The organism is Arthrobacter agilis (assembly GCF_006494655.1).
Classification (GTDB): Bacteria; Actinomycetota; Actinomycetes; order Actinomycetales; family Micrococcaceae; genus Arthrobacter_D; species Arthrobacter_D agilis.
Map to the genome: position 1 here is coordinate 148,555 of NZ_VHIM01000003.1, position 21,563 is coordinate 170,117.

The 21,563-nt window shown below is 67.5% G+C and carries 17 protein-coding genes and 3 tRNA genes; 12 read left to right on the top strand and 8 right to left on the bottom strand.

Annotated features, from left to right (window positions below; genetic code table 11):
* Nucleotides 1-59: 59 nt before the first annotated feature.
* The 3 genes from imuA' (at nt 60) to FJV46_RS05550 (ending at nt 6,015) form a co-directional block, all read left to right on the top strand.
* On the top strand, nt 60-869 hold the full coding sequence (gene imuA', locus FJV46_RS05540; RefSeq protein WP_126130537.1) for a DnaE2-dependent mutagenesis accessory factor ImuA': 810 nt from the start codon (nt 60-62) through the stop codon (nt 867-869).
* Nucleotides 866-2,482 carry a DNA polymerase Y family protein gene (locus FJV46_RS05545; RefSeq protein WP_232008536.1) on the top strand — a complete coding sequence of 539 codons (1,617 nt, stop codon included), beginning with the start codon at nt 866-868 and terminating at the stop codon, nt 2,480-2,482. The genes imuA' and FJV46_RS05545 overlap by 4 nt, the downstream gene beginning before the upstream one ends.
* A gap of 110 nt (nt 2,483-2,592) precedes the next feature.
* A complete protein-coding gene (locus tag FJV46_RS05550) occupies nt 2,593-6,015 on the top strand; it encodes an error-prone DNA polymerase (protein WP_087029114.1) in 3,423 nt (1,140 codons plus the stop codon).
* 132 nt (nt 6,016-6,147) lie between these two features.
* On the opposite strand, the gene FJV46_RS05555 is transcribed toward FJV46_RS05550, so the two are convergent.
* Nucleotides 6,148-6,230, bottom strand: a tRNA-Leu gene (locus tag FJV46_RS05555).
* A 316-nt stretch (nt 6,231-6,546) separates the two neighbouring features.
* Here FJV46_RS05555 and FJV46_RS05560 point away from each other — a divergent pair.
* Genes FJV46_RS05560 through pknB form a run of 7 tightly spaced genes read left to right on the top strand, consistent with a single transcriptional unit; the run spans nt 6,547 to nt 16,099 of the window.
* A complete protein-coding gene (locus tag FJV46_RS05560) occupies nt 6,547-7,287 on the top strand; it encodes an FHA domain-containing protein (RefSeq protein WP_087029112.1) in 741 nt (246 codons plus the stop codon).
* Complete coding sequence (locus FJV46_RS05565) at nt 7,284-7,772, top strand: FHA domain-containing protein FhaB/FipA (protein ID WP_087029111.1); 489 nt, start codon at nt 7,284-7,286, stop codon at nt 7,770-7,772. Before FJV46_RS05560 ends, FJV46_RS05565 begins: the two co-directional genes overlap by 4 nt.
* Nucleotides 7,773-7,816: 44 nt before the next feature.
* Nucleotides 7,817-9,454, top strand: a complete 1,638-nt coding sequence (locus FJV46_RS05570) for a PP2C family protein-serine/threonine phosphatase (protein WP_087029400.1) — start codon at nt 7,817-7,819, stop codon at nt 9,452-9,454.
* Nucleotides 9,447-10,877 carry an FtsW/RodA/SpoVE family cell cycle protein gene (locus tag FJV46_RS05575; protein ID WP_087029108.1) on the top strand — a complete coding sequence of 477 codons (1,431 nt, stop codon included), beginning with the start codon at nt 9,447-9,449 and terminating at the stop codon, nt 10,875-10,877. The genes FJV46_RS05570 and FJV46_RS05575 overlap by 8 nt, the downstream gene beginning before the upstream one ends.
* Nucleotides 10,874-12,316: a peptidoglycan D,D-transpeptidase FtsI family protein gene (locus FJV46_RS05580; RefSeq protein ID WP_087029106.1), complete on the top strand. Its 1,443-nt coding sequence runs from the start codon at nt 10,874-10,876 to the stop codon at nt 12,314-12,316. The genes FJV46_RS05575 and FJV46_RS05580 overlap by 4 nt, the downstream gene beginning before the upstream one ends.
* A complete protein-coding gene (locus tag FJV46_RS05585; RefSeq protein ID WP_087029105.1) occupies nt 12,313-14,082 on the top strand; it encodes a protein kinase domain-containing protein in 1,770 nt (589 codons plus the stop codon). Before FJV46_RS05580 ends, FJV46_RS05585 begins: the two co-directional genes overlap by 4 nt.
* Before the next feature lie 37 nt (nt 14,083-14,119).
* On the top strand, nt 14,120-16,099 hold the full coding sequence (gene pknB, locus FJV46_RS05590) for a Stk1 family PASTA domain-containing Ser/Thr kinase (protein ID WP_087029103.1): 1,980 nt from the start codon (nt 14,120-14,122) through the stop codon (nt 16,097-16,099).
* A gap of 30 nt (nt 16,100-16,129) precedes the next feature.
* On the opposite strand, the gene FJV46_RS05595 is transcribed toward pknB, so the two are convergent.
* Entirely contained in the window at nt 16,130-16,774 is a 645-nt protein-coding gene (locus FJV46_RS05595) for an aminodeoxychorismate/anthranilate synthase component II (protein WP_087029399.1), read from the bottom strand.
* A gap of 320 nt (nt 16,775-17,094) precedes the next feature.
* Between FJV46_RS05595 and FJV46_RS05600 the strand changes: the two genes are divergently transcribed.
* Nucleotides 17,095-17,343 carry a cell division protein CrgA gene (locus tag FJV46_RS05600; protein WP_087029101.1) on the top strand — a complete coding sequence of 83 codons (249 nt, stop codon included), beginning with the start codon at nt 17,095-17,097 and terminating at the stop codon, nt 17,341-17,343.
* A 233-nt stretch (nt 17,344-17,576) separates the two neighbouring features.
* Here the strand turns inward: FJV46_RS05600 and FJV46_RS05605 are convergent, their stop codons facing one another.
* Together FJV46_RS05605 and FJV46_RS05610 are read right to left on the bottom strand one after the other, a co-directional pair.
* On the bottom strand, nt 17,577-18,449 hold the full coding sequence (locus FJV46_RS05605) for a rhomboid family intramembrane serine protease (protein WP_087029099.1): 873 nt from the start codon (nt 18,447-18,449) through the stop codon (nt 17,577-17,579).
* 4 nt (nt 18,450-18,453) lie between these two features.
* Nucleotides 18,454-18,996, bottom strand: coding sequence for a peptidylprolyl isomerase (locus tag FJV46_RS05610; protein ID WP_087029097.1), 543 nt, complete (start codon nt 18,994-18,996; stop codon nt 18,454-18,456).
* A 130-nt stretch (nt 18,997-19,126) separates the two neighbouring features.
* Here FJV46_RS05610 and FJV46_RS05615 point away from each other — a divergent pair, with 130 nt between their 5' ends.
* Nucleotides 19,127-20,053 (top strand): hypothetical protein, encoded by a 927-nt coding sequence (locus FJV46_RS05615; RefSeq protein WP_140995575.1) that lies wholly within the window; start codon nt 19,127-19,129, stop codon nt 20,051-20,053.
* An 85-nt stretch (nt 20,054-20,138) separates the two neighbouring features.
* Here FJV46_RS05615 and FJV46_RS05620 read toward each other — a convergent pair whose 3' ends face one another.
* The 4 genes from FJV46_RS05620 to FJV46_RS05630 all read right to left on the bottom strand — a co-directional run bounded on the left by FJV46_RS05620 (nt 20,139) and on the right by FJV46_RS05630 (nt 21,478).
* A complete protein-coding gene (locus tag FJV46_RS05620; protein WP_087029093.1) occupies nt 20,139-21,056 on the bottom strand; it encodes a DMT family transporter in 918 nt (305 codons plus the stop codon).
* An 86-nt stretch (nt 21,057-21,142) separates the two neighbouring features.
* Nucleotides 21,143-21,215: transfer RNA gene (locus tag FJV46_RS05625), tRNA-Ala, on the bottom strand.
* A gap of 34 nt (nt 21,216-21,249) precedes the next feature.
* The gene (locus FJV46_RS15550; RefSeq protein ID WP_218777874.1) at nt 21,250-21,366 is read right to left on the bottom strand and encodes a DLW-39 family protein; all 117 of its coding nucleotides are present in this window, start codon (nt 21,364-21,366) and stop codon (nt 21,250-21,252) included.
* A 38-nt stretch (nt 21,367-21,404) separates the two neighbouring features.
* A tRNA-Ile gene (locus tag FJV46_RS05630) sits at nt 21,405-21,478 on the bottom strand.
* Between the last annotated feature and the right edge of the window lie 85 nt (nt 21,479-21,563).

A 21,563-nucleotide genomic window follows, 5' to 3' on the forward strand; every position in this document is an offset into this window, starting at 1 on the left:
CGCATTTCAGCGGAGGCGCGCCGATTGACTTAATCGAACACGTATTCGAATATTGACGAGTGACGCCTCCAGCTGCCGGCCATGCCCTCGAATGGGATGAGCCCTCTCCCGACCTCGAGGGATCGTCACGCCCGTTTCCCGCCGGTCGTTCGGGAGCTCCCGCAGCAGATCTCACCCGTGGGCTCCAGGCACGCATCAACAGCATGCAGGCCGCCAGACTCGACTCCCGCCTGCTGCCCACCGTCCCGGCCCTCGCGCGGATCCTGCCCGGTGGAGGCATCCAGTCCGGCGGCTCCTACGCCGTCCGCAATTCCGCCACCCTCGCCATGGCGCTGCTCGCCGGCCCCTCTGCAACAGGCGCCTGGTGCAGCGTCATCGGCATGCCGGACTTCAGCGTCGAGGCTGCCCAGGGTCTGGGGATCAACCTCGAGCGCCTGATCCTGGTCCCGGATCCCGGTTCGCAGTGGCTCACTGTCACGGCTGCCCTCGTGGACGTCGTCTCGATCGTCCTGACCCGCGCCCCGGAGCACCTCGCCCCCACCGAGTGGGCCCGGCTCAAGGCCCGGCTCCGTCAACGTGGTGCCGCGCTGATCACCCTCGGTGCCTGGAAGCAGAGCGACTCCACGCTCGGGGTGGCCGAGAGTGCCTGGGAGGGCCTGGGCTCGGGGACGGGCCACCTGAGGGCGCGCCGCATGAAGATCACCGCAACCCAGCCCTCGGGCCGATTGCGGCATGCCTATGTGGGACTGGCCGATCTGCAGGGTGTCCCGGCGGACGGCTCCCCGCTGTCCGCCCCGCACACGCCTCCCGCACCACACGACATCGGGAGCAGCGCCCTCTTCGAACCCCAGCTGGTGAGGTCCTCGTGACGGCGACCCTGCCCACCCTTCCCACCAGCACGGCCGCCGCCACCCGGACCCTCATGTTCTGGTGTCCCGACTGGCCCATCACCGCAGCGCTGCGTGAACACGCCCTGCCTGCGGACTCCGCCCTCGCCCTCGTGGACCGTGGCGAGGTCTTCGCGTGTTCCCCTGCGGCCCGCCAGGACGGCGTGAAGCGGGGACTGCGGGTCAGGGAGGCACAGGCCCGCAGTACGGGACTCGTCTGCCTCCCCTACGACCCGTCCCTCGATGACCGCACCTTCGAGCCCGTGACGGCAGCGGTGGAGACCATCATGCCCGGTGTCCAGGTCATCCGCCCCGGTCTCTGCGCCATCAGGGTCAAGGGACCCACGCGGTACTACGGCAGTGAGGCCGCAGCGGCCGGCGTCGTGTTCCAGACCCTCGCAGCGATCGGCCTGACCGACGTGCGGATCGGGATCGCCGACGGCCCCTTCGCCGCCGAGCAGGCGGCCCGGGCCACGGACCAGCTGGATGACGACGTCCCGCAGCTCGTCGTCATCCCCCCGGGGGAATCGGCCTGGTTCCTCGGCAGCTACCCCCTGGAAATCCTCGAGCAGCCCAAGCTCACCGTGCTGCTCAAACGCCTCGGGATCCGCTCGCTCGGGGACTTCGCGGCACTCAGGGCCTCCGACGTCCGCAACCGCTTCGGGATCGAAGGTGCCCTCGCACACCGCCAGGCCAGTGGCCTCGACCACCGCAACGTCGTGGCGCGCACCCCTCCGCCCCACCTCGACGCCGCCGTCGACTTCGAACCACCGCTCGCGCGGATCGACCAGCTCGCTTTCGCCTTCCGCTCCCGGGCCGGGGAATTCGTCGACACCCTGCGTGAGGCCGGACTCGTGTGCACGGCGCTGCACGTCTCGCTGCACACCGAATCCGGGGAGTCCTCCGAACGGCGCTGGCAGCATCCGCGCTGGTTCGACGCCGACGACGTCGTGGACCGCGTGCGCTGGCAGCTCCAGGGCACCAACGCCTCCGACCACGGACTCACCTCGGGTGTCTCGCGCGTCCACGTGGTGCCCGAGATCGTGGAGAACCTCAGTGACCACGCGGACGGACTCTGGGGCACCGGACCGGACGAGGGCATCCACCACGGACTGGCCCGCGTGCAGAGCATGCTGGGTCACGGAGCCGTCCTCACGGCGGTCGTGGCAGGTGGACGGCTCCTCGCGGACCGACGCGTCTTCATCCCCTGGGGAGACGCGGAGGTCTCCCCGCAGCAGGCCGCGAAGACCCCGGTGAAGGACCGGGACCAGCCCTGGCCCGGGCGTCTTCCCGGCCCGGCTCCCGCCACCGTGTTCGCCGAGCCCGTCGCCGCCGCCGTCGTCGATTCCCGGGGCAACACCGTGGATGTGGATGCCCGCGGCCTCGTGAGTGCAGACCCCGCCTTCTTCAGTGCCGAGCGCGACGGCACCCCGCAACCCGTGCACTCCTGGGCGGGTCCGTGGCCCATCAACGAGCGCTGGTGGGATCCGTCCGGCCGGGTGCTCAACCGTTTCCAGCTGGTGGACCACTCCGGATCGGCCTGGCTGCTGCTGATCGAGGACCACCGGTGGTGGATCGAGGCCAGGTACGACTGACGGGTCCGGGAACAGGGGGCGGGAACAGGAAACAGGGAACCCAGCAGGAGCGCTGCGGCGCAGCAGGACGACAAACAGGACGACAAGCAGGAGAGGGCGGTGCGTGTGCCATGGGCTGGAACAACCCACCCATCCCGTGGTCGGACTTCGAGCGGAACCTCTCGGACACCACCAGGCCGGGAGCGCCACCCCTCGGCGCCGATGGTGGAGACAGCCCGGCCTGGTCCCGGAAACGCCAGCCCTACACGGCTCCTGCGGAGGTCTCGGCACCCGAGGGCCCTGTGGTGCCCTACGCGGAACTGCACGTCCATTCCAACTTCAGCTTCCTCGACGGCGCATCGAGCCCTGAGCACCTCGCCGAGGAGGCACAGCGGCTGGGACTCTCGGGGATGGCCCTGACCGATCACGACGGCCTGTACGGGGCCGTCCACTTCGCCGAGGCGGCAGAGAAGTACCCCGGCTTCTCCACCCTCTACGGGACGGAACTCTCCCTTGATCTGTCGAGACCCCAGAACGGGGAGGCCGACCCCGAAGGACAGCACCTTCTGGTCCTCGCCCGGGGATCCGCCGGCTACCATCGCCTCTCCACAGCCATCACGGAAGCCCAGCTCGCCGTCGACGCAGAGAAGGGGAAACCCTGTTACCGGCTGGAGAGCCTCGCCGCGCATGCCGCGGGTGAGTGGATGGTCCTCACCGGATGCCGAAAGGGAACGGTCCGCTCGGCTCTCGTCGCCGGCGGGGAAGCCGCAGCCGAGACCGAACTCCGCATGCTCGTCGACCTGTTCGGGAAGGACTCGGTCGCTGTCGAGCTGACCGACCAGGGCAACCCGCTGGACACCGCACACAACGACGCCCTCACCTCGATGGCCGCACGGCTGAAGCTCCCCACCGTGGCGACCAACAACGTGCACTACGCCACCCCTGGCCAGCACCGGCTGGCCTCCGCCCTCGCCGCGGTCCGTGCCCGGCGGAGCCTGGACCAGATGGACGGCTGGCTGCCGGCCGCCGGCGCCGCCCATCTGCGGAGCGGCGCCGAGATGGGTCGACGCTTCAGGGCTTACCCCGGAGCAGTGGAACGCACCGTGGACATCGCGGCCGATCTCGCCTTCACGCTTCGCAGCGTGAAGCCCGGCCTGCCGAACATTGACCTCCCGGAAGGTCACACGCAGATGAGCTACCTGCGCGAGCTCGTATGGAAGGGGGCCGACAAGCTCTACGGGAGCCGTACCGACGTCCGGGAACGGATCGAGCGTGAGCTCGAGGTCATCGAGGACAAGAACTTCCCCGGGTACTTCCTGATCGTCCACGACCTCGTGCACTACGCACGGCGCAACGGGATCCTCTGCCAGGGACGAGGATCAGCGGCCAATTCAGCGGTCTGCTACCTGCTCGAGATCACGGCCGTGGACTCCATCAAGTACCGGCTCCCCTTCGAACGGTTCCTCTCGAGCATGCGTGACGAGGAGCCGGACATCGACGTCGATTTCGATTCGGACCGCCGCGAGGAGGTCATCCAGTACGTCTATCGGAAGTACGGACGGTTCAATGCCGCACAGGTGGCCAACGTCATCACCTACCGGCCCAAGTTCGCCGTCCGCGACATGGCGAAGGCGCTGGGGCACAGTCCGGGCCAGCAGGATGCCTGGTCCAAGCAGATCGAGCGGTGGGGCGGTCTCGTCTCGAGCGACGACCACGACATCCCGGAGTCGGTGGTGAGCCTGGCCCAGGAGGTCCTCAGGTTCCCGCGCCACATGGGTATCCATTCCGGCGGCATGGTCCTGACCGATCGGCCGGTGGGAGAAGTATGCCCGATCGAACATGGACGGATGGAGGGCAGGACGGTCCTGCAGTGGGACAAGGACGACTGCGCCTGGATGGGGCTGGTGAAGTTCGATCTGCTGGGGCTCGGAATCCTCGCCGCGATCCAGTACAACTTCGATCTCGTCGAGCAGCACTTCGGGGAGAAGTGGGAGCTGCACACCATCCCCAAGGAGGAACAGGGTGTGTACGACATGCTGTGTTTCGCCGACTCGGTGGGCGTGTTCCAGGTGGAGAGCCGTGCGCAGATGGGGATGCTCCCGCGTCTGTTGCCGCGCCAGTTCTACGACCTGGTGATCGAGGTGGCCCTCGTACGGCCCGGCCCCATCCAGGGTGGCGCCGTGCATCCGTACATCAAGCGGAAGATGGGCGAGGAAGAGGTCCGGTACATCCACCCCGCCCTCAAACCCGTCCTCGAGAGGACACTCGGCGTGCCGCTCTTCCAGGAGCAGCTCATGCAGATGGCCATGGTGGTGGGAGGGTGCACCGGAGCGGACGCGGATCTGCTGCGCCGGGCCATGGGATCCAAGCGCGGCGAGGAGAGGATCGACTCGCTCAAGGCCACGCTGTACGAGGGGATGGAGTCCAACGGGATCACCGGTGCCGTGGCGGACACCATCTACAACAAGATCCATGCGTTCGCGAACTTCGGCTTCGCGGAGAGCCATTCGATCAGTTTCGCGCTGCTGGTCTACGTGAGCGCGTGGCTGCGGCTTCACTACCCGGGAGCATTCCTCGCGGCCCTCCTGCGTGCACAGCCCATGGGCTTCTACTCTCCCCAGACGCTCGTGGCCGATGCGCGGAGGCACGGAGCCGTCGTGCTGCGCCCGGACATCCTCCACTCGGGTGTCCACGCCGACCTCGAACCGCTGGAGGGGTACGAGCCGGCTGCGGATCCACGGGAGAACACCACGGGCATGGACTGCTGCGCGGAGGACGAGCAGCCCCCGGTCGGCTACTTCGATCGCGAGACACCCTTCGACTCCACGCCGCACCGCCGCGACGGTCACTACGCGGTGCGACTGGGGCTCACGAGCGTGGAGACCCTCGGGGTGAAGCTGGCGGAGAAGATCGTCGCCGAGAGGGAGCTCAACGGACCCTACGAGGACATGCCGGACCTCGCGCGCCGCACGGGGGCTAACGCGGGGCAGCTGGAAGCCCTCGCTGCGTCGGGTGCCTTCGATTCGATGGGCCTGACCCGCCGCGAAGCCCTCTGGAACGCCGGGCCTGCCTCCACCGAGCGCGAGGGACAGATCAAGGGCACGGCTGTCTACATCCAGCCACCGCTGATGCCCGACCTCTCGGACATCGACAAGGTCGGCTCCGATCTCTGGTCCACGGGAATCACGCCGGACGACCATCCGGTGCGCCATGTCAGGAGCCGGTTGAAGCGGCGGGGCGCCGTGACGGCGGTCGAGCTGAAGACGTCGGAGTCGGGACGGCGGGTGGAGGTGGCAGGGGTCGTGACGCACCGGCAACGGCCGGCGACGGCGAGCGGCATCACCTTCATGAACCTCGAGGACGAGACGGGCCTGGTCAACGTCATCTGCTCGGTCGGCGTCTGGCAACGGCATCGCAGGGTCGCGCGTGAAGCGAGCAGTGTGATCGTGCGCGGCGTCCTCGAGCGGTCGTCCGAGGGGATCGTCAACATCGTCGCGGACCGCATCGAGGTGCTGCAGCTCAGGGCGACCACCAAATCCCGCGACTTCCGCTGACGGGGGTGCAGGCGGAGCCCCGGCACGGAATCCTGCCACCGGCAGGTCCGCGGAGCGGCAGCAGGAGGACGACGCCTCACGCAGGAAGGGCCCCCGCTGAGCGGAGGCCCTTCCTGGTGATGTACTGCCGTGTGCGCGAGGGGGGATTTGAACCCCCACACCCTTTCGGATACTGGCACCTGAAGCCAGCGCGTCTGCCGTTCCGCCACTCGCGCAATTCGAGATTCCAACTCCGTGCGCCAGGCGCAGGTGTTGTGAACAGCAGAGACAAGCATAGCCGAGCCCGGCCCGGATCACCTAAACAGGCCCGCTCCCATGCCGATCCGCCCCGCTGCCGGCCCGGTCCGGGCACGGCGATCGTTAGGACAAAGTAATCACCCCGGCGGGGCTGATGGGGATCATTGTTGGGGCATCCCAGTAGTATCGGGAGAACATGCCCGGCTGGACCCTGCCGTCAACAGGACCGGGTAGCACCCCGCAGCACTCGCTGACGGGCTTCGGACGGAAACGTGGACGTGAGGAGGTGGACCGGTGGGAATTCTCGACAATGTGGAGCGCGGACTCGAGAAACTCGTTCGCGGCGCCTTCGCCACAGGATCCCGTTCCCAGGTGCAGCCCCTCGAGATCGCCAGTGCCCTGCGCAAGGAACTGGACAACCGATCGCTCGTCCTGGCCCAGGGACGCACCCTCGCACCCAACGTCTTCACCGCCCGGCTCTCGGACTCCGATTTCGATCGCGCCCAGGAGTGGGGTTCGGCCCTCGCCGAGGAGCTGTGCGACGTGGTCATCGCCCACGTCAACAGTCAGCAGTACACCTTGCAGGGCCCGGTCCGCGTCTCCTTCGAACACGATCCCGACCTGAAACCCGGAGTCTTCGAGATCGATTCCTCGATCGAGAAGCAGGCCGCCTCAGGGCGTCCGCCCGGACCGCAGGCCCCGGCCGCACCGCGCCGCCAGCCGACGAGCTACCAGCCCGTGCTCGATATCGACGGCCGTCGGTACACCATCAACGCAGGGTCGGTCATCCTCGGACGCTCGTCCGAGGCGGACATCCTCATCGATGACACGGGCGTGTCCAGGCGGCACCTCGAGATCCGTGCCCAGGACGGCCGTGTGGTCGCCGTCGACCTCGGGTCCACCAACGGCAGCTACGTCAACGGCCAGCGCGTCCACGGCCAGGTGGAGCTCACGGACGGCTCGACCATCACGATGGGTCGTTCACGACTGACCTTCCATCTCGTCGCGACGCCCGGCGGGGGTGGGCCCCGATGAGCGAGGCCGGAGAACTCACTGTCACCCTGCTTCGATTCGGGTTCCTGATCCTCCTGTGGATCCTCGTCCTCAGCACGGTCGGCGCCCTGCGGCGCGACCTGGTGGTCGGACGCCGGAACAAAGTGGGTGCGCCCACTGCGCGGGAGATTCGCCGTAACCCCGATCTGGTCGAGGAGCCCGCGCCCGTGCGGACCCCTGCGCGCCGACTCGTGGTGACGGAGGGGCCGCTCAGTGGCACGACCCTCGATCTCGCGGCCAGTCCCATTCTGCTGGGGCGTGCCCAGGAGGCCACCCTCGTACTCGAGGACGACTACGCGTCGGGCCGACACGCGCGCCTGTTCCCCCAGGGCAGCCGCTGGTTCATCGAGGACCTCGGATCGACCAATGGAACCTTCCTCGCGGGCAACCAACTCACGCGTGCCCTGCCCGTCGAGCCCGGCGTCCCCATCCGGATCGGTAAGACGGTCATCGAATTGAGGCCGTAGGCGTGCGGCTCGCCCTGAGGTTCGCCGCCCGCTCGGACGTGGGCATGGTTCGCGCGAAGAACGACGATTCCGCGTATGCGGGCAGATTCCTGGCCGTCGTCGCGGACGGCATGGGTGGTCATGCGGGCGGCAACGTCGCGTCCGCCTCGACCGTGCTGGATCTCGTGCACCTCGACCACGACGGACACGACGGCGCCGCCGGGACGCACCTGGCGGACGAGATCCAGACCGCCAATTCACTGCTCTCCGAACTCGTCGCGACGAATCCGCAACTGGCCGGTATGGGCACCACGGTCACGGCCCTCCTGCTCGAAGGCTCGACCCTGCAGTTGGCGCACATCGGCGATTCCCGCGCCTACCGGCTCAAGAACGACGTCTTCGAACAGATCACCACCGACCACACCTTCGTCCAGCGCCTCATCGACGAAGGTCGCCTGCGACCTGAGGAAGCCGAGGTGCATCCGCACAAGAACGTCCTCATGCGTGTCCTCGGTGACGTCGATGCGAGCCCTGAACTCGACCTCGAGGCATTCGAGGCCGCACCCGGAGAACGCTGGCTCCTCTGCTCGGACGGGTTGAACGCTGTTCTCAACGACCGCATGGTGGAGCAGGTGGTCCGCGAGGCTTCGACCGTCCGCGACTGCGTCAATACGCTCGTCGAGCTCACACTCGCAGGTGGTTCCCCCGACAACATCACCATTGCCGTCGTGGAGGTCATCGAAGCGGATGACGACGACGCCGCGCCGCCCGTGTCGATCCCGCCGGCCCGGCAGGCGGCGGGTGAGCGTGATATCGCCCAGGATCCTTCCACGGCTTCGCGCGAGATCGACCGCAACGGCGATCTGCCGGGAACGGCCATCCGTGCGGACGTGATCCGCAGGGACCTCCTGACCAGACCTCACGTCCTGGTCGGATCGGCTGCCCTCGCCACCGAGACCGGGCAGATACCGATCGTGACGCAGCGCTCCACGGAGCGCCGTGCCGCCATGGTCCTCACCCACCGGGCGGAGAGCGATACGGCGGAGGAAACGGAGGAGGAGCCTGCAGCACGCGCGCGGCGCTGGCTCGTTCCGACCTTCCTCTCCCTCATGACGCTGATCCTCGTGGCCGTCCTGGGGATCGGGTACACCTGGACGCAGACGCGCTACTACGTCGCCGAGGCGGACAACAGGGTCGCCGTGTTCACGGGGGTTCCCCAGCGTATCGGCCCCATCAGCCTCAGTGAGCTGTACGAGACCACGGACATCCCGGTGTCCAACCTGCCGCAGTACCAGCGCTCACAGCTCGCCAGCACCCTGCCGGCCGCCAGCCTGGAGGAGGCCGAACGCATCGTGGGTGATCTGCGGAGCGAACTGCGGGCGGTGCCCTGCGGTCCGGGCACGCGCCCGGTCACCGCTTCCCCGACGGCGTCCCCCACGCCCTCCGGGGCCGATGGCACGGGCAGAAGCGGTTCCGCGTCCGCGCCGTCCGTGGAACCGACGGGGTCCAGATCCGGTGGCGCCACGCCCTCACCGAGCCGGTCGCCGAGCGCCTCGCCGACAGCATCCTCGAGCGCGTCGTCGAGCTCCCGGGCATCGGCAGCCCCGAGCAATTCCTCGGACGCATCACCCGAGCCCACCACCTCGAGGTCCGCGGTCGCGGCTCCCCTTTCCCCCGACTGCGGAGGTGCAGAAAATGAGTGACGTCCTGACCGTGCCGCGGTCCCGCCGCACCGTCGAGTTCTTCCTGCTTCTCCTGGCCCTGGGCGTCGCGGTGGGGGCCAACTATCTCGCAGGGATCGACCGCGAGGAACCCTTCGGGGAATACTTCTGGTCGCAGGCCGTCACGCTCGCGGTGATGGGGCTGTTCATCCACGTGATCCTGCGGTTCCGAGCCAAGTATGCGGATCCGGTGATACTTCCCATCGTCATCGCGCTCAACGGGATCGGCCTGGCGATGATCCACCGCCTCGACCTCTCCGCGCTCCGGGTCAACCCCGACTTCGCGCCCGTCGCGCCGCAGCAGGTCCTCTGGACCGCCGTCGCGATCGGGTCCGCAGCCGTCCTGCTGATCCTGCTCCGCGACCACCGCATCCTGCGCCGCTTCACCTACATCTCGCTGATCGTCAGCGCGATCCTCCTCCTGCTGCCCCTCATGCCCGCCCCGGTGGGTCTCGAGATCAACGGGGCCCGGATCTGGATCTCGGTGGGGTTCGGCACCTTCCAGCCCGGCGAGATCGCGAAGATCACCCTCGCCATCTTCTTCGCGGGATACCTGTCGACCAACCGCGACCTCATCCTGCTCGCAGGGAAGAAGATCGGGCCGCTCCAGCTCCCCCGCTTCAGGGACCTCGCTCCGATGGCCGCGGCATGGCTCGTGAGTATCGGCGTCCTGATCTTCCAGCGGGATCTCGGGTCCTCGATCCTCTTCTTCGGCCTGTTCATGGTCATGATCTATGTCGCCACCAGTCGCGTCAGCTGGGTCCTGATCGGCCTGGCCCTCATCGGCGTCGGTGTGTTCGTGGCGCTCGAACTGTTCAGCCACGTGGCACTCCGCTTCGACTCCTGGATCAACGCCTTCGCCCCCGAGGTGTACGGACGGGCACCCGGCGGCAGCGCCCAGGTGGTGCAGGGCCTGTTCGGTCTGGCGAACGGAGGCCTCATCGGAACCGGCCTCGGTGCCGGTCGGCCGGACCTCGTCACCTACGCCAACAGCGACATGATCATCGCGGCGCTCGGGGAGGAGCTGGGCCTGATCGGTGTCGTCGCGATCGTGATGCTCTATGTGCTCCTGGTCTCCCGCGGGATCCGTGCCGCCCTCGGCACCAAGGACGGTTTCGGCAAACTGCTCGCCTGCGGACTCTCCTTCACCATCGCGCTCCAGTGCTTCGTGGTGATCGGGGGAATCACGCGGCTCATCCCGCTCACCGGCCTCACCACGCCTTTCATGTCCGCGGGAGGGTCGTCCCTCCTGGCCAACTGGCTGATCGTGGGACTGCTGCTCCTCATCTCCGAGACCGCCCGCCGGCCGGCGCCCAGCCCGCTGATGAAGGATTCGTTCCCGGCGCCCCTCGGCATGAACGGCAAGCGGCTGAAGAAGAAGCCCGCCCAGGAGGCAACACCATGAATCAAGCCATCCGCAGCGCATGGGTCGTGGCCATCAGCATGTTCGCCCTCGTCCTCGGTTCCCTCACGTACGTGCAGTTCTTCCAGGCGCAGGAGCTGAAGGAGAACGACTGGAACAGCCGCCAGCTCTACCAGGACTTCGGGAGGCAGCGCGGGGCGATCCTCGTCGACGGTCGTGCGATCGCCGAATCCGTGCCTTCGAACGACCAGTTCAACTTCCAGCGCGTCTACAACGACCCCGAACTGTATGCGCACCTCACGGGCTACTACTCCCTCTCGCTGGGAACCACGCAGCTCGAGACCGCGGAGTCGGCCATCCTCTCGGGGACCAGCAGTTCGCTCTTCTACGACCGCGTGGTGCAGTTGTTCTCCGGGGTCGGCACGCAGGGCGCGTCGGTGGAGCTGACCATCGATCCGGAGATCCAGCGGCTGGCGTGGGACCTCATCCCGGACGGACAGCGCGGATCGATCGTGGTGATGGAGCCGTCAACGGGCAACATCCTCGCCATGGTCTCGAAGCCCTCCTTCGACCCGAACCTGCTCGCCGTCCATGACACCAGCGTCATCCTGGAGAACGCGGCAGCCCTGTCGGAGCAGCCCGGCCTGTCCATCTACACGAATCCGGCGACGCAGTCGCTCGTCTCGCCCGGCTCCGTCTTCAAGCTCGTGGATGCCGCGGCAGCACTGGAATCGGGCGAGTACGACGCCGAATCGGAGATCCCCAATCCGCCGGCACTGGAATTCCCCGGGATCGACTACGCCCTCCCCAACTACGTCACCGGCAACTGTGCGAGCAGGGCGACGGCGGACCTCGAGTTCGCCCTGGAACAGTCCTGCAACACTCCCTTCGCTCAGATCGCCATCGATCTCGGTGAGGAGGCCATCCAGGAGCAGGCCGCACGCTTCGGGTTCGGCGAGCAGCTGTCCATCCCCACGGACGTCACCGCGAGCGTGTTCCCGTCCGACCTCTCCGAGACGGAGCTGGCCCAGTCCGCCGTCGGGCAGTTCGACACCCGCGTCACGCCCCTCCAGATGGCCATGGTCGCGTCCGCGATCGCCAATGACGGCGAACTCATGCAGCCGCAGCTCATCAAGTCCGTCCGTGCGCCGGACCTCGAGCTGATCGACGCTCCGCAGCCTGAGCTGCTGCGCCGGTCCGTGAGCGAGGCGACGGCCAACCAGCTCACCGACTGGATGGTCAACGTGGTGGACAACGGCACCGCCGCCGGCGCGCAGATTCCCGGAGTGCGTGTCGCCGGCAAGACGGGCACGGCGGAAGTGACCGAGACCGGTGACAACGCCTGGTTCACCGGCTTCGCTCCCGCGGAGGATCCGCAGGTAGCCCTATCGATCGTGATGGAGAACGTGGACATTCCCACGGGTCAGCAATTGACCTCACCCAGTGCCAAGAGACTCATAGAGGCGGTGTTGAACAGATGAGGCCCACTTCAGGCATCACGCTGGGCGGCAGGTTCGAACTGACCGAACGTGTTGCGATCGGCGGCATGGGAGAGGTGTGGAAGGCCCGCGACCGGATCCTGGGCCGAGTCGTCGCCATCAAGATCCTCAAGGAGGAGTACTCGGGTGATCCCGCGTTCCTCAACCGCTTCCGCGCCGAGGCACGCCATACGGCGCTGCTGAACCACGAGGGCATCGCGAACGTCTTCGACTACGGCGAGGAGGGCGGTTCGGCCTACCTCGTGATGGAGCTCGTCCCCGGACAGCCGCTGTCCGCCGTGATCGAGAAGGAGCAGGTCCTCTCCCCGGATCGCACCCTGTCCATCGTCGGACAGACGGCCACGGCCCTCGCTGTCGCACACCGCCAGGGTCTCGTGCACCGCGACGTGAAGCCGGGCAACATCCTCGTGATGCCGGACGGCAGGGTGAAGATCACCGACTTCGGGATCGCACGCCTGGCCGACCAGGTGCCGTTGACAGCGACGGGCCAGGTCATGGGAACGGCGCAGTACCTCGCTCCCGAGCAGGCCACGGGACAGCCGGCCACCGGTTCCTCCGACATCTACGCTCTCGGCGTCATCGGGTACGAGCTGCTGGCCGGGCGCCGGCCCTTCTCGGGCGAATCACAGATCGCGATCGCCTTGGCGCAGGTCAACGACGCCCCGCCTCCCCTGCCCGAGTCCATCCCGCGTCCGGTTCGTGCGCTGATCGGCTCGATGCTCGCCAAGGATCCCTCGGACAGGCCCCGGGACGCCGAATCGCTGGCGACTGCGGTCGATGCCATCCGCGCCGGCAACGTCCGAGCCGCCGAGGCGGCTGTTCCCGGCATGCTCGCCTTCGCGTCCGGCGCGGACACGGCCACGGCCGCCGTGCCACGCCAGGACACCCAGGCGACGACGGCGGTCCCGGCTCCTACCACCTCGGCCCTCCCCACCGTGGCCGCGCCCGCGGCGGCAGGTGCTGCCTCGGGAATCGCTGCATCGCGGGACTGGTCGGAAGAGGATCTCGACGCACCCGAGTCCGCCCAGCCGTATCGCGAGGAGGATCGCCGGAGCCCCTGGCTGATTCCGCTCATCGTGCTGCTCCTGCTCGCGCTGGGTGCCATCGCCTTCCTGATCCTGCAGCCACTCCTGGCCGGGGACAGCTCGGACAACGTCCCGGTGCAGACCAGCGCCTCCGCCAGCACCGAGCCGTCCCGGTCCCCGACTCCTTCGGAGTCGCCGTCCAGCGAACCGACCAGCGCCGCACCGAGCACCACCGAGGCGGACGACGACGTCATCATCTCCCCGAGCGAGTACCTCGGCCGCTCCGAGCAGGACGCCACACAGCGACTCATCTCGCTCGGTTTCGGAGTGAACGTCGAGCGGCAGTTTGCGGAGCAGGACGAAGGGATCGTCCTCGACATCAATCCGAGCGGCGCTCAGACCCCGCCCGCAACCATCACCCTGACGGTCTCACGCGGACCCGAACCAGTCGAGGAGGTCACCCTTCCCGGCGGCCTGCAGGGCCGTCCCGCCGCGGAGGTGGAGACCATTCTCGTGGAGCTCGGCCTGCAGCCGCGGAACGTGGGATCGGAGCAGTCCGAACAGCCTGCCGGCACGGTCATCCGGCTGGACCCCGGAGCGGGAGCCGTCCTGCTCGTCGGAACGCAGGTCGACTACGTGGTCTCGTCCGGGCCACCTCCCACCCAGGCCCCGCCGTCGTCGGCACCACCGGCCTCGACCCCGGCCGAGACCGACAGCCCATGACCGGCGTGGCGGTCCATCGGCGGGCGGGCGCGGCGGGATGACCGGGCACCGCGTCCTCGACGGCCGGTACGAGGTCCTCGAACTCATCGGTCGCGGGGGGATGGCGGACGTGCACCTCGGCCGCGACCTGCGGCTGGGCCGCTCGGTTGCGATCAAGGTGCTGCGCCAGGACCTCGCGAGGGATCCGTTGTTCCAGTCCCGTTTCCGGCGGGAGGCACAGGCCGTTGCCGGGCTCAACAACCCGAACATCGTCGCGGTCTACGACACGGGTGAGGAGGAGATCCCGGACCGGCCGCAACACGAGGTCCGCGTCCCTTTCATCGTCATGGAGTACGTCGCGGGGCGCACCCTCCGCGATCACGTGAAAGCGGGCGACCTCACCCCCGAGGACAGCGTCACCTATCTGGCCGGCGTCCTCGGCGCCCTCGAGTACAGCCATAAGGCCGGGATAGTCCACCGTGACATCAAGCCTGCCAACGTGATGATCACTCCCGAGCACACGGTGAAGGTCATGGATTTCGGTATCGCGCGTGCCATGGCCGATTCCCAGGCCACCATGACGCAGACGCAGGCCGTCCTCGGGACGGCACAGTACCTCTCGCCCGAACAGGCACGCGGGGAGACCGTGGACGCGCGCAGCGACCTGTACTCCGCGGGCTGCCTGCTGTTCGAACTCCTCACCGGTAGGCCTCCGTTCGTCGGGGACAGCCCCGTCTCGGTGGCGTACCAGCACGTCAGGGAGGAGCCACCGACTGCGAGCAGCCTGAATCCCCGGGTGACCGCTGCTCTCGATTCCGTCCTCGCGCGGGCGCTGCGGAAGGACCGGGAGGAGCGCTTCCAGGATGCGGCATCCTTCCGGTCGGCCCTGCTCGACGCCGGTCGGGGGATCGTCCTGTCCGACGCCGCGGGTGCTGCCACCGAAGCGATGGACGTCGCGTCACCCCGCACCCGCGCAGGAGGGCTCGGACGGGCAGGCGTGGTGGCAGGGGCAGCCGCAGGGTCGGCCATCCACTCCCCGGATCCCGAGACGCGCATGATGGACCGGGTCTCGGCCATCGGACCTGACGACGGCGGCGTCCGTGCCGGCTCCGGAACCGAGCATGCCGCGAGCCGTGATGGACGCCCGGATGTCCTCGGGCCCCGCGAGGAGACGGACCCTCGGCAGGACCAGCGGAGGGGATCCTCCAGGGCCGGGTGGATCACGGTCTTCTGCGTGGCGGTACTTCTCGTGCTGGTGGGTGGCTACGTGGTGCTGACCACCCTCACCGCCCGGCCGGAGACACCCGAAGTGGCGTCGGTGACGGCCCCCGAGGTCGTCGGTCTGTCCGAGGCGGAGGCCGAGGACGCCATCGAGGACACGGGCCTGACGGCGTCCTCGGACGAAGCCTTCAACGCGACGGTCGACGCCGGCAACGTGATCAGCTCTGACCCGGCCGGGGGTGCCTCGGTGGCCCCCGATTCGCGGGTGACCATCACGGTGTCGCGCGGCCCCGCCAACGTCGTCCTGCCGGACACCCTTGCCGGTCTGACCGAATCGTCTGCCCGCGACGCCCTCGAGGAGCTCGGGTTGAAGGGCGGTGACGTCACGGAGGAGAGCAGCGCCGATGTCTCCGGTGGGAGGGTGATCACCACCAACCCGCGCGCCGGCGAGACCGTACCCGTCGGCAGTTCGGTGGACCTCGTGCTGAGCAACGGCAGGGTGACCGTCCCGTTGCTCACCGATCTGACGGTCGACCAGGCGCAGGCCCTGCTCGCCGACCCCGCGGTTCAGTTACCGTCCGTCATCGAGGAGGTGGAGAACAGCGTGGTGGCTCCGGGGATCGTCACGGCACAGTCGGAGCCCGCCCGGTCCGAGGTGGCACAGGGAACCCGGATCACGATCACGGTGGCGAAAGCCCCCGCACCCGCACCCGCACCGGAAACGCCGTCCGATGCCCCCTCCGACACCCCCGGCGATCAGCCGACCGAAGGATCGGGTGACGAACAGAACGCTCGCCCCACCGAGGACGGGGCCTGACCCGCGGGACCGATCCGAGGGGAGCGTTCGTCAGCGCGCAATGAGTGGGCTGAGTCCGGTGGCCTTCGCGGCAGCGCCTTCCAGCCCGAGAGATTCGAGCCAGTTCCCGAGCATCCGGTACCCGCCCTCGGTCAGGACCGACTCGGGGTGGAACTGCACGCCGCACAGGGGTGCGGTCCGGTGTTCGAGGCCCATGATGATCCCGCTGGCCGTCCGGGCCGTGACGGTGAGCTCAGCCGGGACGTCATCGCTGACAGCAGCCAGCGAGTGGTAGCGGGTAGCCGTGACGGGTGAGGGAAGGCCGGCGAAGACGCTGGTGCCGTCATGCTCCACCAGGCTGGTCTTGCCGTGCATCAGCTCGGGTGCGTGCGTCACCGTCCCTCCGTAGGCCTCGGCGAGAGCCTGGTGGCCGAGGCACACACCGAGCATGGGCTTGGCATTCGTTCCGCACCACGAGATGAGGTCCACGCAGACCCCGGCTTCCGCCGGTGTGCCCGGGCCCGGCGAGATGAGGACGCCATCACGCGAAGCGGCCATCTCCTGCGCCTCGGCAAGGGTGACGTCGTCGTTCCTGACCACTGTGGTCTCGGCTCCCAGCTCCTGCAGGTAACCGACCAGTGTGTAGACGAAGCTGTCGTAGTTGTCCACGACGAGGATGCGGGCGGTGTCGGCCATGAGCTGCGGGGAACCAATCGTCGAATCGGTGAGCGGGTAGAACTGCGGGATCCCGCGGCGGCAGGGATCCATCGCCGGGTAAGCAATGATACGCGCCTGTGCGCCCGTGCGCCCGTGCGCCGGTGAGAGCATCGCCCGCCTCCGCGTGAGGATGTTGGTGATGGACCGGATTCCCACACCTCTTGGCTAGAATCGACGGAAGTAGCGGGCCACCGGGTGGTGTTCCTCCCCAGGGCAGCCTGCGGATCAGGACCTCCCGGCGCGGCCGGCACAACCACCGGCGCAGCCGATCCGCGGCAGCGCCCCGTCGAGGAGAATCCGTGCCCGAGTCGAAGCCCCGCAAGAGAGCCCACTCCGCAGCGCCTGCAGCGAGGTCCTCGCAGCCGAAGCCCAACCCGGCCTGGTACAGGTACGTCATGTTCGGCCTCATGATCATCGGTCTGCTCTGGATCATCACCTTCTACGTCTCGATGTCCACTTTGCCCGTGGCTGCGTGGGGTTCCTGGAACATCCTCGTCGGCTTCGGGATCGCCATCGTCGGCTTCCTGATGACGACTCGCTGGCGCTGACCGGGTCATCCCGAGCATCCGGATCCGCTGTACACATCCTGTGCAAGAAGTTATCCACAGGTGTTCACAAGAATGTTGATGATCTGGTGAGTAGCCCGAAAATCCGGGCCAGCCTTATCCACAGGTGTGGAATTACATGTGTGTAAGTTATCCCCGCTGTGGATAAGTGCTGTGGACAACGCAGGAGGGGCCGGTGCAGTTCAAGTTGCACCGGCCCCTCCTGTGGATCCGCATCACACCGGCAGCAGCGAGACCCCGACGAAGGTCAGGAGCCCCAGCAGCACGACGACGCCTGCCAGTCCGGCCCACTGGAGCTGCGTCTGACGCGCGCCCCTCGGCGCATAGGCGATCACTGCGGCACAGGCAGCGCCCGTCAGGAGCCCACCGAGGTGCGCCTGCCAGGCGATACCCGGCACCACGAAACCGAGCACCGCGTTGATGCCGACCAGCACGACGATCTGCCGTACGTCACCGCCGCGCTTGCGCTGGATGATGAACAGCGCCCCGAACAGCCCGAAGACGGCCCCGGAGGCGCCCACCACGGACTGCTGGAAGTTGCTCAGCAACAACACGCCGACGGAGCCGCCGACGGCGGACACAAGGTAGAGCGCCAGGAATCGCGCGCGCCCCATGGCCGGCTCCAGCACCTTCCCCAGGATGTACAGCGCATACATGTTGAAGGCGATGTGCAGGAACGACGACGGCGAATGCAGGAAGGCTGCGGTCACCATGCGCCAGGGCTCTGCCGGGATGATACCGCCGGCTCCCGCAGTGTAGACGGGCGCGTAGGAGAAGGCCCTGGTCAGACCGGGAACGACGAGTTGCAGCAGGAACACCACCGCGCAGATCCCGATGAGGGTGTACGTGACGACGGGTGAACCCCCGCGCGCCACACCACCGAAGGCGGTCCGCTGGACAGGAGCATTGGCGGCCTGTTCACGGACGCAGTCCACGCACTGGAAGCCGACAGCCGCTGTCCTCTGGCACTCGGCACACGCCGGCCGCCCGCACCGCTGACAGCGCACGTAGCTGACGCGGTCAGGGTGTCGGGGGCAGACGGGCGCCTGCTGGCTGCCGGCGTCCGGTGCGGGAACTCCGAAGGACATTCGGTTAGAGCTGTTCCACGGTGATGCTCTCGATGACGACGTCCTCGAGGGGCTTGTCCCTCATGTCGGTGGCGATCGCGTTGAGGTTGTCCACCACTGTGCGGGACTTCTCGTCGGTGACGTCACCGAAGATGGTGTGCTTGCCCTGGAGCCAGGTCGTGGGCACCGAGGTGATGAAGAACTGCGATCCGTTGGTACCGCGGCCACCCTGCAGGCCGGCGTTGGCCATGGCCAGCTTGTAGGGCTCGTTGAAGGTGAGGTCCGGGTTGATCTCGTCGTCGAACTTGTAGCCAGGCCCGCCGATCCCCTGGCCGAGCGGATCGCCGCCCTGGATCATGAAGTCCTTGATGATCCGGTGGAAGATCGTGCCGCTGTACAGCGGCGCGTTGCTCTCCTCGCCCGTCTGCGGATGCGTCCAGGCGATCTCACCGGTCGCGAGACCGACGAAGTTCTTCACTGTCTTCGGAGCATGGTTCCCGAAGAGGTTCACCTCGATGTCGCCCTGGTTGGTATGGATGGTCGCTTTTGCTGTCGGAATAGCACTCATGGCGCCATTCTTCCACGCGGGTGCTGACAATAAGCTGGGGGAGGAGCATTCCGCGCTCAGTGAAACGCACCCCCGGAACGGGCTCACGACAGCTCCGGATAGCACGCCATGGGCCATGCAACGTAGGCTGATGAAAACGAGTAACCATCCCCTGGAGGTTTTTGTGAAGAAGAACGATCGCGTCACCCACGAGCTCGAGGAGAACGTGGCCGCCGGCGTCGTGGCAGCGCGTGAATGGGCCGCCCCCCACGTCGACGCCGCATACGGCTGGGCCAAGCCGCGCTGGGACAAGGGAATCGAGACCGCCGGCCCAGTTCTCCAGGACACCTACCGCAAGGCCGCCGACGGTATCTCGGGCGGCATCGCCGTCGTGACCCCCAAGATCCAGGACGGCCTCGACAAGGTCGGTCCCCGCATCTCCCAGGTGATCGACGACACCACGCCGAAGATCCAGGGCACGCTGGACAAGGCCGCACCCGCCATCAACTCCGCCAAGGGCAGGGTTGTCGACGAGTACCTGCCGGCCCTCTCCTCGAAGCTCGGTGAGGCTGCTGATAGCGCTTCGCGTTCCCTGGCCGCCGTGACGGTCCCTCCGGCCGTCGAGAAGGCGGTCACGAAGGTCACGGGCGACAAGAAAGCCGTCAAGAAGGCCCAGAAGCGACTCGCGGAGGCAGCGCACCAGGCATCGAAGGACCTCAGGAAGAACACGCCGCGCAAGTCCGGCAAGGGCTGGCTGATCTTCGGCATCATCGCGGCCGCCGTGGTGGCAGGCATCGCAGCATGGCGCGCCTCGAAGCCCGTCGAGGATCCCTGGAAGACTCCGGCACCGGTCAAGGCGACACCTGCACCGGTATCGAGCCAGAAGTCCCAGGAAGCCAAGGAGGTCGTCGCCAACATCAAGGAAGCAGCCGACCGCGCCGCGGCAGCATCGGGTGACTCCGCCGAGAAGGGCAAGAATGCACCGGCCCAGTCCGCGGAGACCGTCACGGACGCGACGGATGACGCCTCGGACACGGCGAAGCACGCCGCCAAGCCATCGGACGAGCCGAAGGCCTGATTACATCAGAAAAGCCCCCGGCGAACAGCCGGGGGCTTTTCTATGCCCTGGTCGATATATGCATACGTGGGCATAATGGCGAACTCTACTCCCCGCCGAGCACCGGAGGTGGGGCGGCGCCTACCGCGGCAGACGAGGAGCGCCGCCCCCGCCGACGTTGCTGGCCCCTGATGACGACGGCGAGCCCCACGAGGATCAGGGCCAGTCCGCCGTATGTCCCTGCGGGTAGCGTCTCGTTCAGGAATACTGCGGCCAGGATCGCCGCCCCCGGGATCTCGAGCAGGATGATCATCGACACCACGAGTGGGCTCATGACGGCGAGCAAGTGGTTGAAGACCGAGTGGCCCATGATCTGGGCCATCAGGGTAACGGCCAGGATGCCGACCCACGCCGCAGGGGAGAACCCGGTGACGGGTTGCCCGGTCAGCGCGCAGAGCGCCAGGAGGATGACGGCGCATGCGCCGTAGCACAGTGTGGTGTAGGTGCCGGTGGACATGGTCTTCCGCGCTGCTGCGCCGGCCATTTGATAGATCCCCGCGAGAGCCCCGCCGGCAAGGGCCAGGAGGTCGCCGACGAGGGCATCGCGGGAGAGCGAGAGGTCGAACCCGGTGATGATCACGACCCCGACGAAGGCGACACCGAGCCCTGCGACCACGGCACCCTGGGGTCGGGATCCGAGCAGGGCATTGAAGAGGGCGATCCAGGCGACCTGTAGGCATACGAGAGCCGTTGCAGCCGCAACCGAGGTCAGTTTGAGTGCAGAGATGAAACAGACGAAGTGGAGGGCAAGAGCCACCGCGGCGATAGCGAGCCGTCGTGCGTCAGGGCCGCGGAGCGCCGCGAACTCAGCACGCTTCGAGACTGCTGCCGGACCACCCATGAGGACGGCCCCGATGAGGTTCCGCCAGAACGCGATCGCGAGCACCGGTGCCGCCGTCGCCGCCATGATGGGTCCCGAGGCGGACACTCCGATCACACCCAGAACCGACAGGAAGATAATCACTCAGCAACACTATGGCACTCCGTGAGTGGCCGTACGCACCCCGACAACGCAGAAAGTCCCGGTCATCGACCGGGACTTTCCTTCGGTGGAGGCACGGGGACTCGAACCCCGAACCCCCTGCTTGCAAAGCAGGTGCGCTACCAATTGCGCCATGCCCCCGAAGAACCACATCCCTTTCGGGAGTGATCCGCATTCAGGCTATCTCGTCCGTTGCCTTGCTCCAGACGTTCTTGCTTTTCTCCGAATCCTGCCACCGCTTGTACACGAGGACACCGGCTGCAACTGCTGCTGCTATCAGCAACTTCTTCACGCCAGTCTCCTTGCGATTACCTGCGAGTGGTGAATCCGTGGGCGTACCAGGACTTGAACCTGGGACCTCTTCGTTATCAGCGAAGCGCTCTAACCGCCTGAGCTATACGCCCCGATACCTCTTCGGGCCGAGATACGACTTTACAGTAGTGCCTCAGCATTCATCAAATCGCCGAGGACCGCCGCCGAGCGGTATCG

Excerpts from the sequence above, each read along its gene's own strand:
- FJV46_RS05605 (WP_087029099.1), bottom strand. The coding sequence starts at position 18,449 with ATGTCCTTCGGAGTTCCCGCACCGGACGCCGGCAGCCAGCAGGCGCCC.
- FJV46_RS05615 (WP_140995575.1), top strand. The coding sequence starts at position 19,127 with ATGAAAACGAGTAACCATCCCCTGGAGGTTTTTGTGAAGAAGAACGAT.
- FJV46_RS05575 (WP_087029108.1), top strand. The coding sequence starts at position 9,447 with ATGAGTGACGTCCTGACCGTGCCGCGGTCCCGCCGCACCGTCGAGTTC.
- FJV46_RS05595 (WP_087029399.1), bottom strand. The coding sequence starts at position 16,774 with ATGGCCGACACCGCCCGCATCCTCGTCGTGGACAACTACGACAGCTTC.
- pknB (WP_087029103.1), top strand. The coding sequence starts at position 14,120 with ATGACCGGGCACCGCGTCCTCGACGGCCGGTACGAGGTCCTCGAACTC.
- FJV46_RS05580 (WP_087029106.1), top strand. The coding sequence starts at position 10,874 with ATGAATCAAGCCATCCGCAGCGCATGGGTCGTGGCCATCAGCATGTTC.
- FJV46_RS05610 (WP_087029097.1), bottom strand. The coding sequence starts at position 18,996 with ATGAGTGCTATTCCGACAGCAAAAGCGACCATCCATACCAACCAGGGC.
- FJV46_RS05565 (WP_087029111.1), top strand. The coding sequence starts at position 7,284 with ATGAGCGAGGCCGGAGAACTCACTGTCACCCTGCTTCGATTCGGGTTC.
- FJV46_RS05570 (WP_087029400.1), top strand. The coding sequence starts at position 7,817 with ATGGTTCGCGCGAAGAACGACGATTCCGCGTATGCGGGCAGATTCCTG.
- FJV46_RS05550 (WP_087029114.1), top strand. The coding sequence starts at position 2,593 with ATGGGCTGGAACAACCCACCCATCCCGTGGTCGGACTTCGAGCGGAAC.
- FJV46_RS05585 (WP_087029105.1), top strand. The coding sequence starts at position 12,313 with ATGAGGCCCACTTCAGGCATCACGCTGGGCGGCAGGTTCGAACTGACC.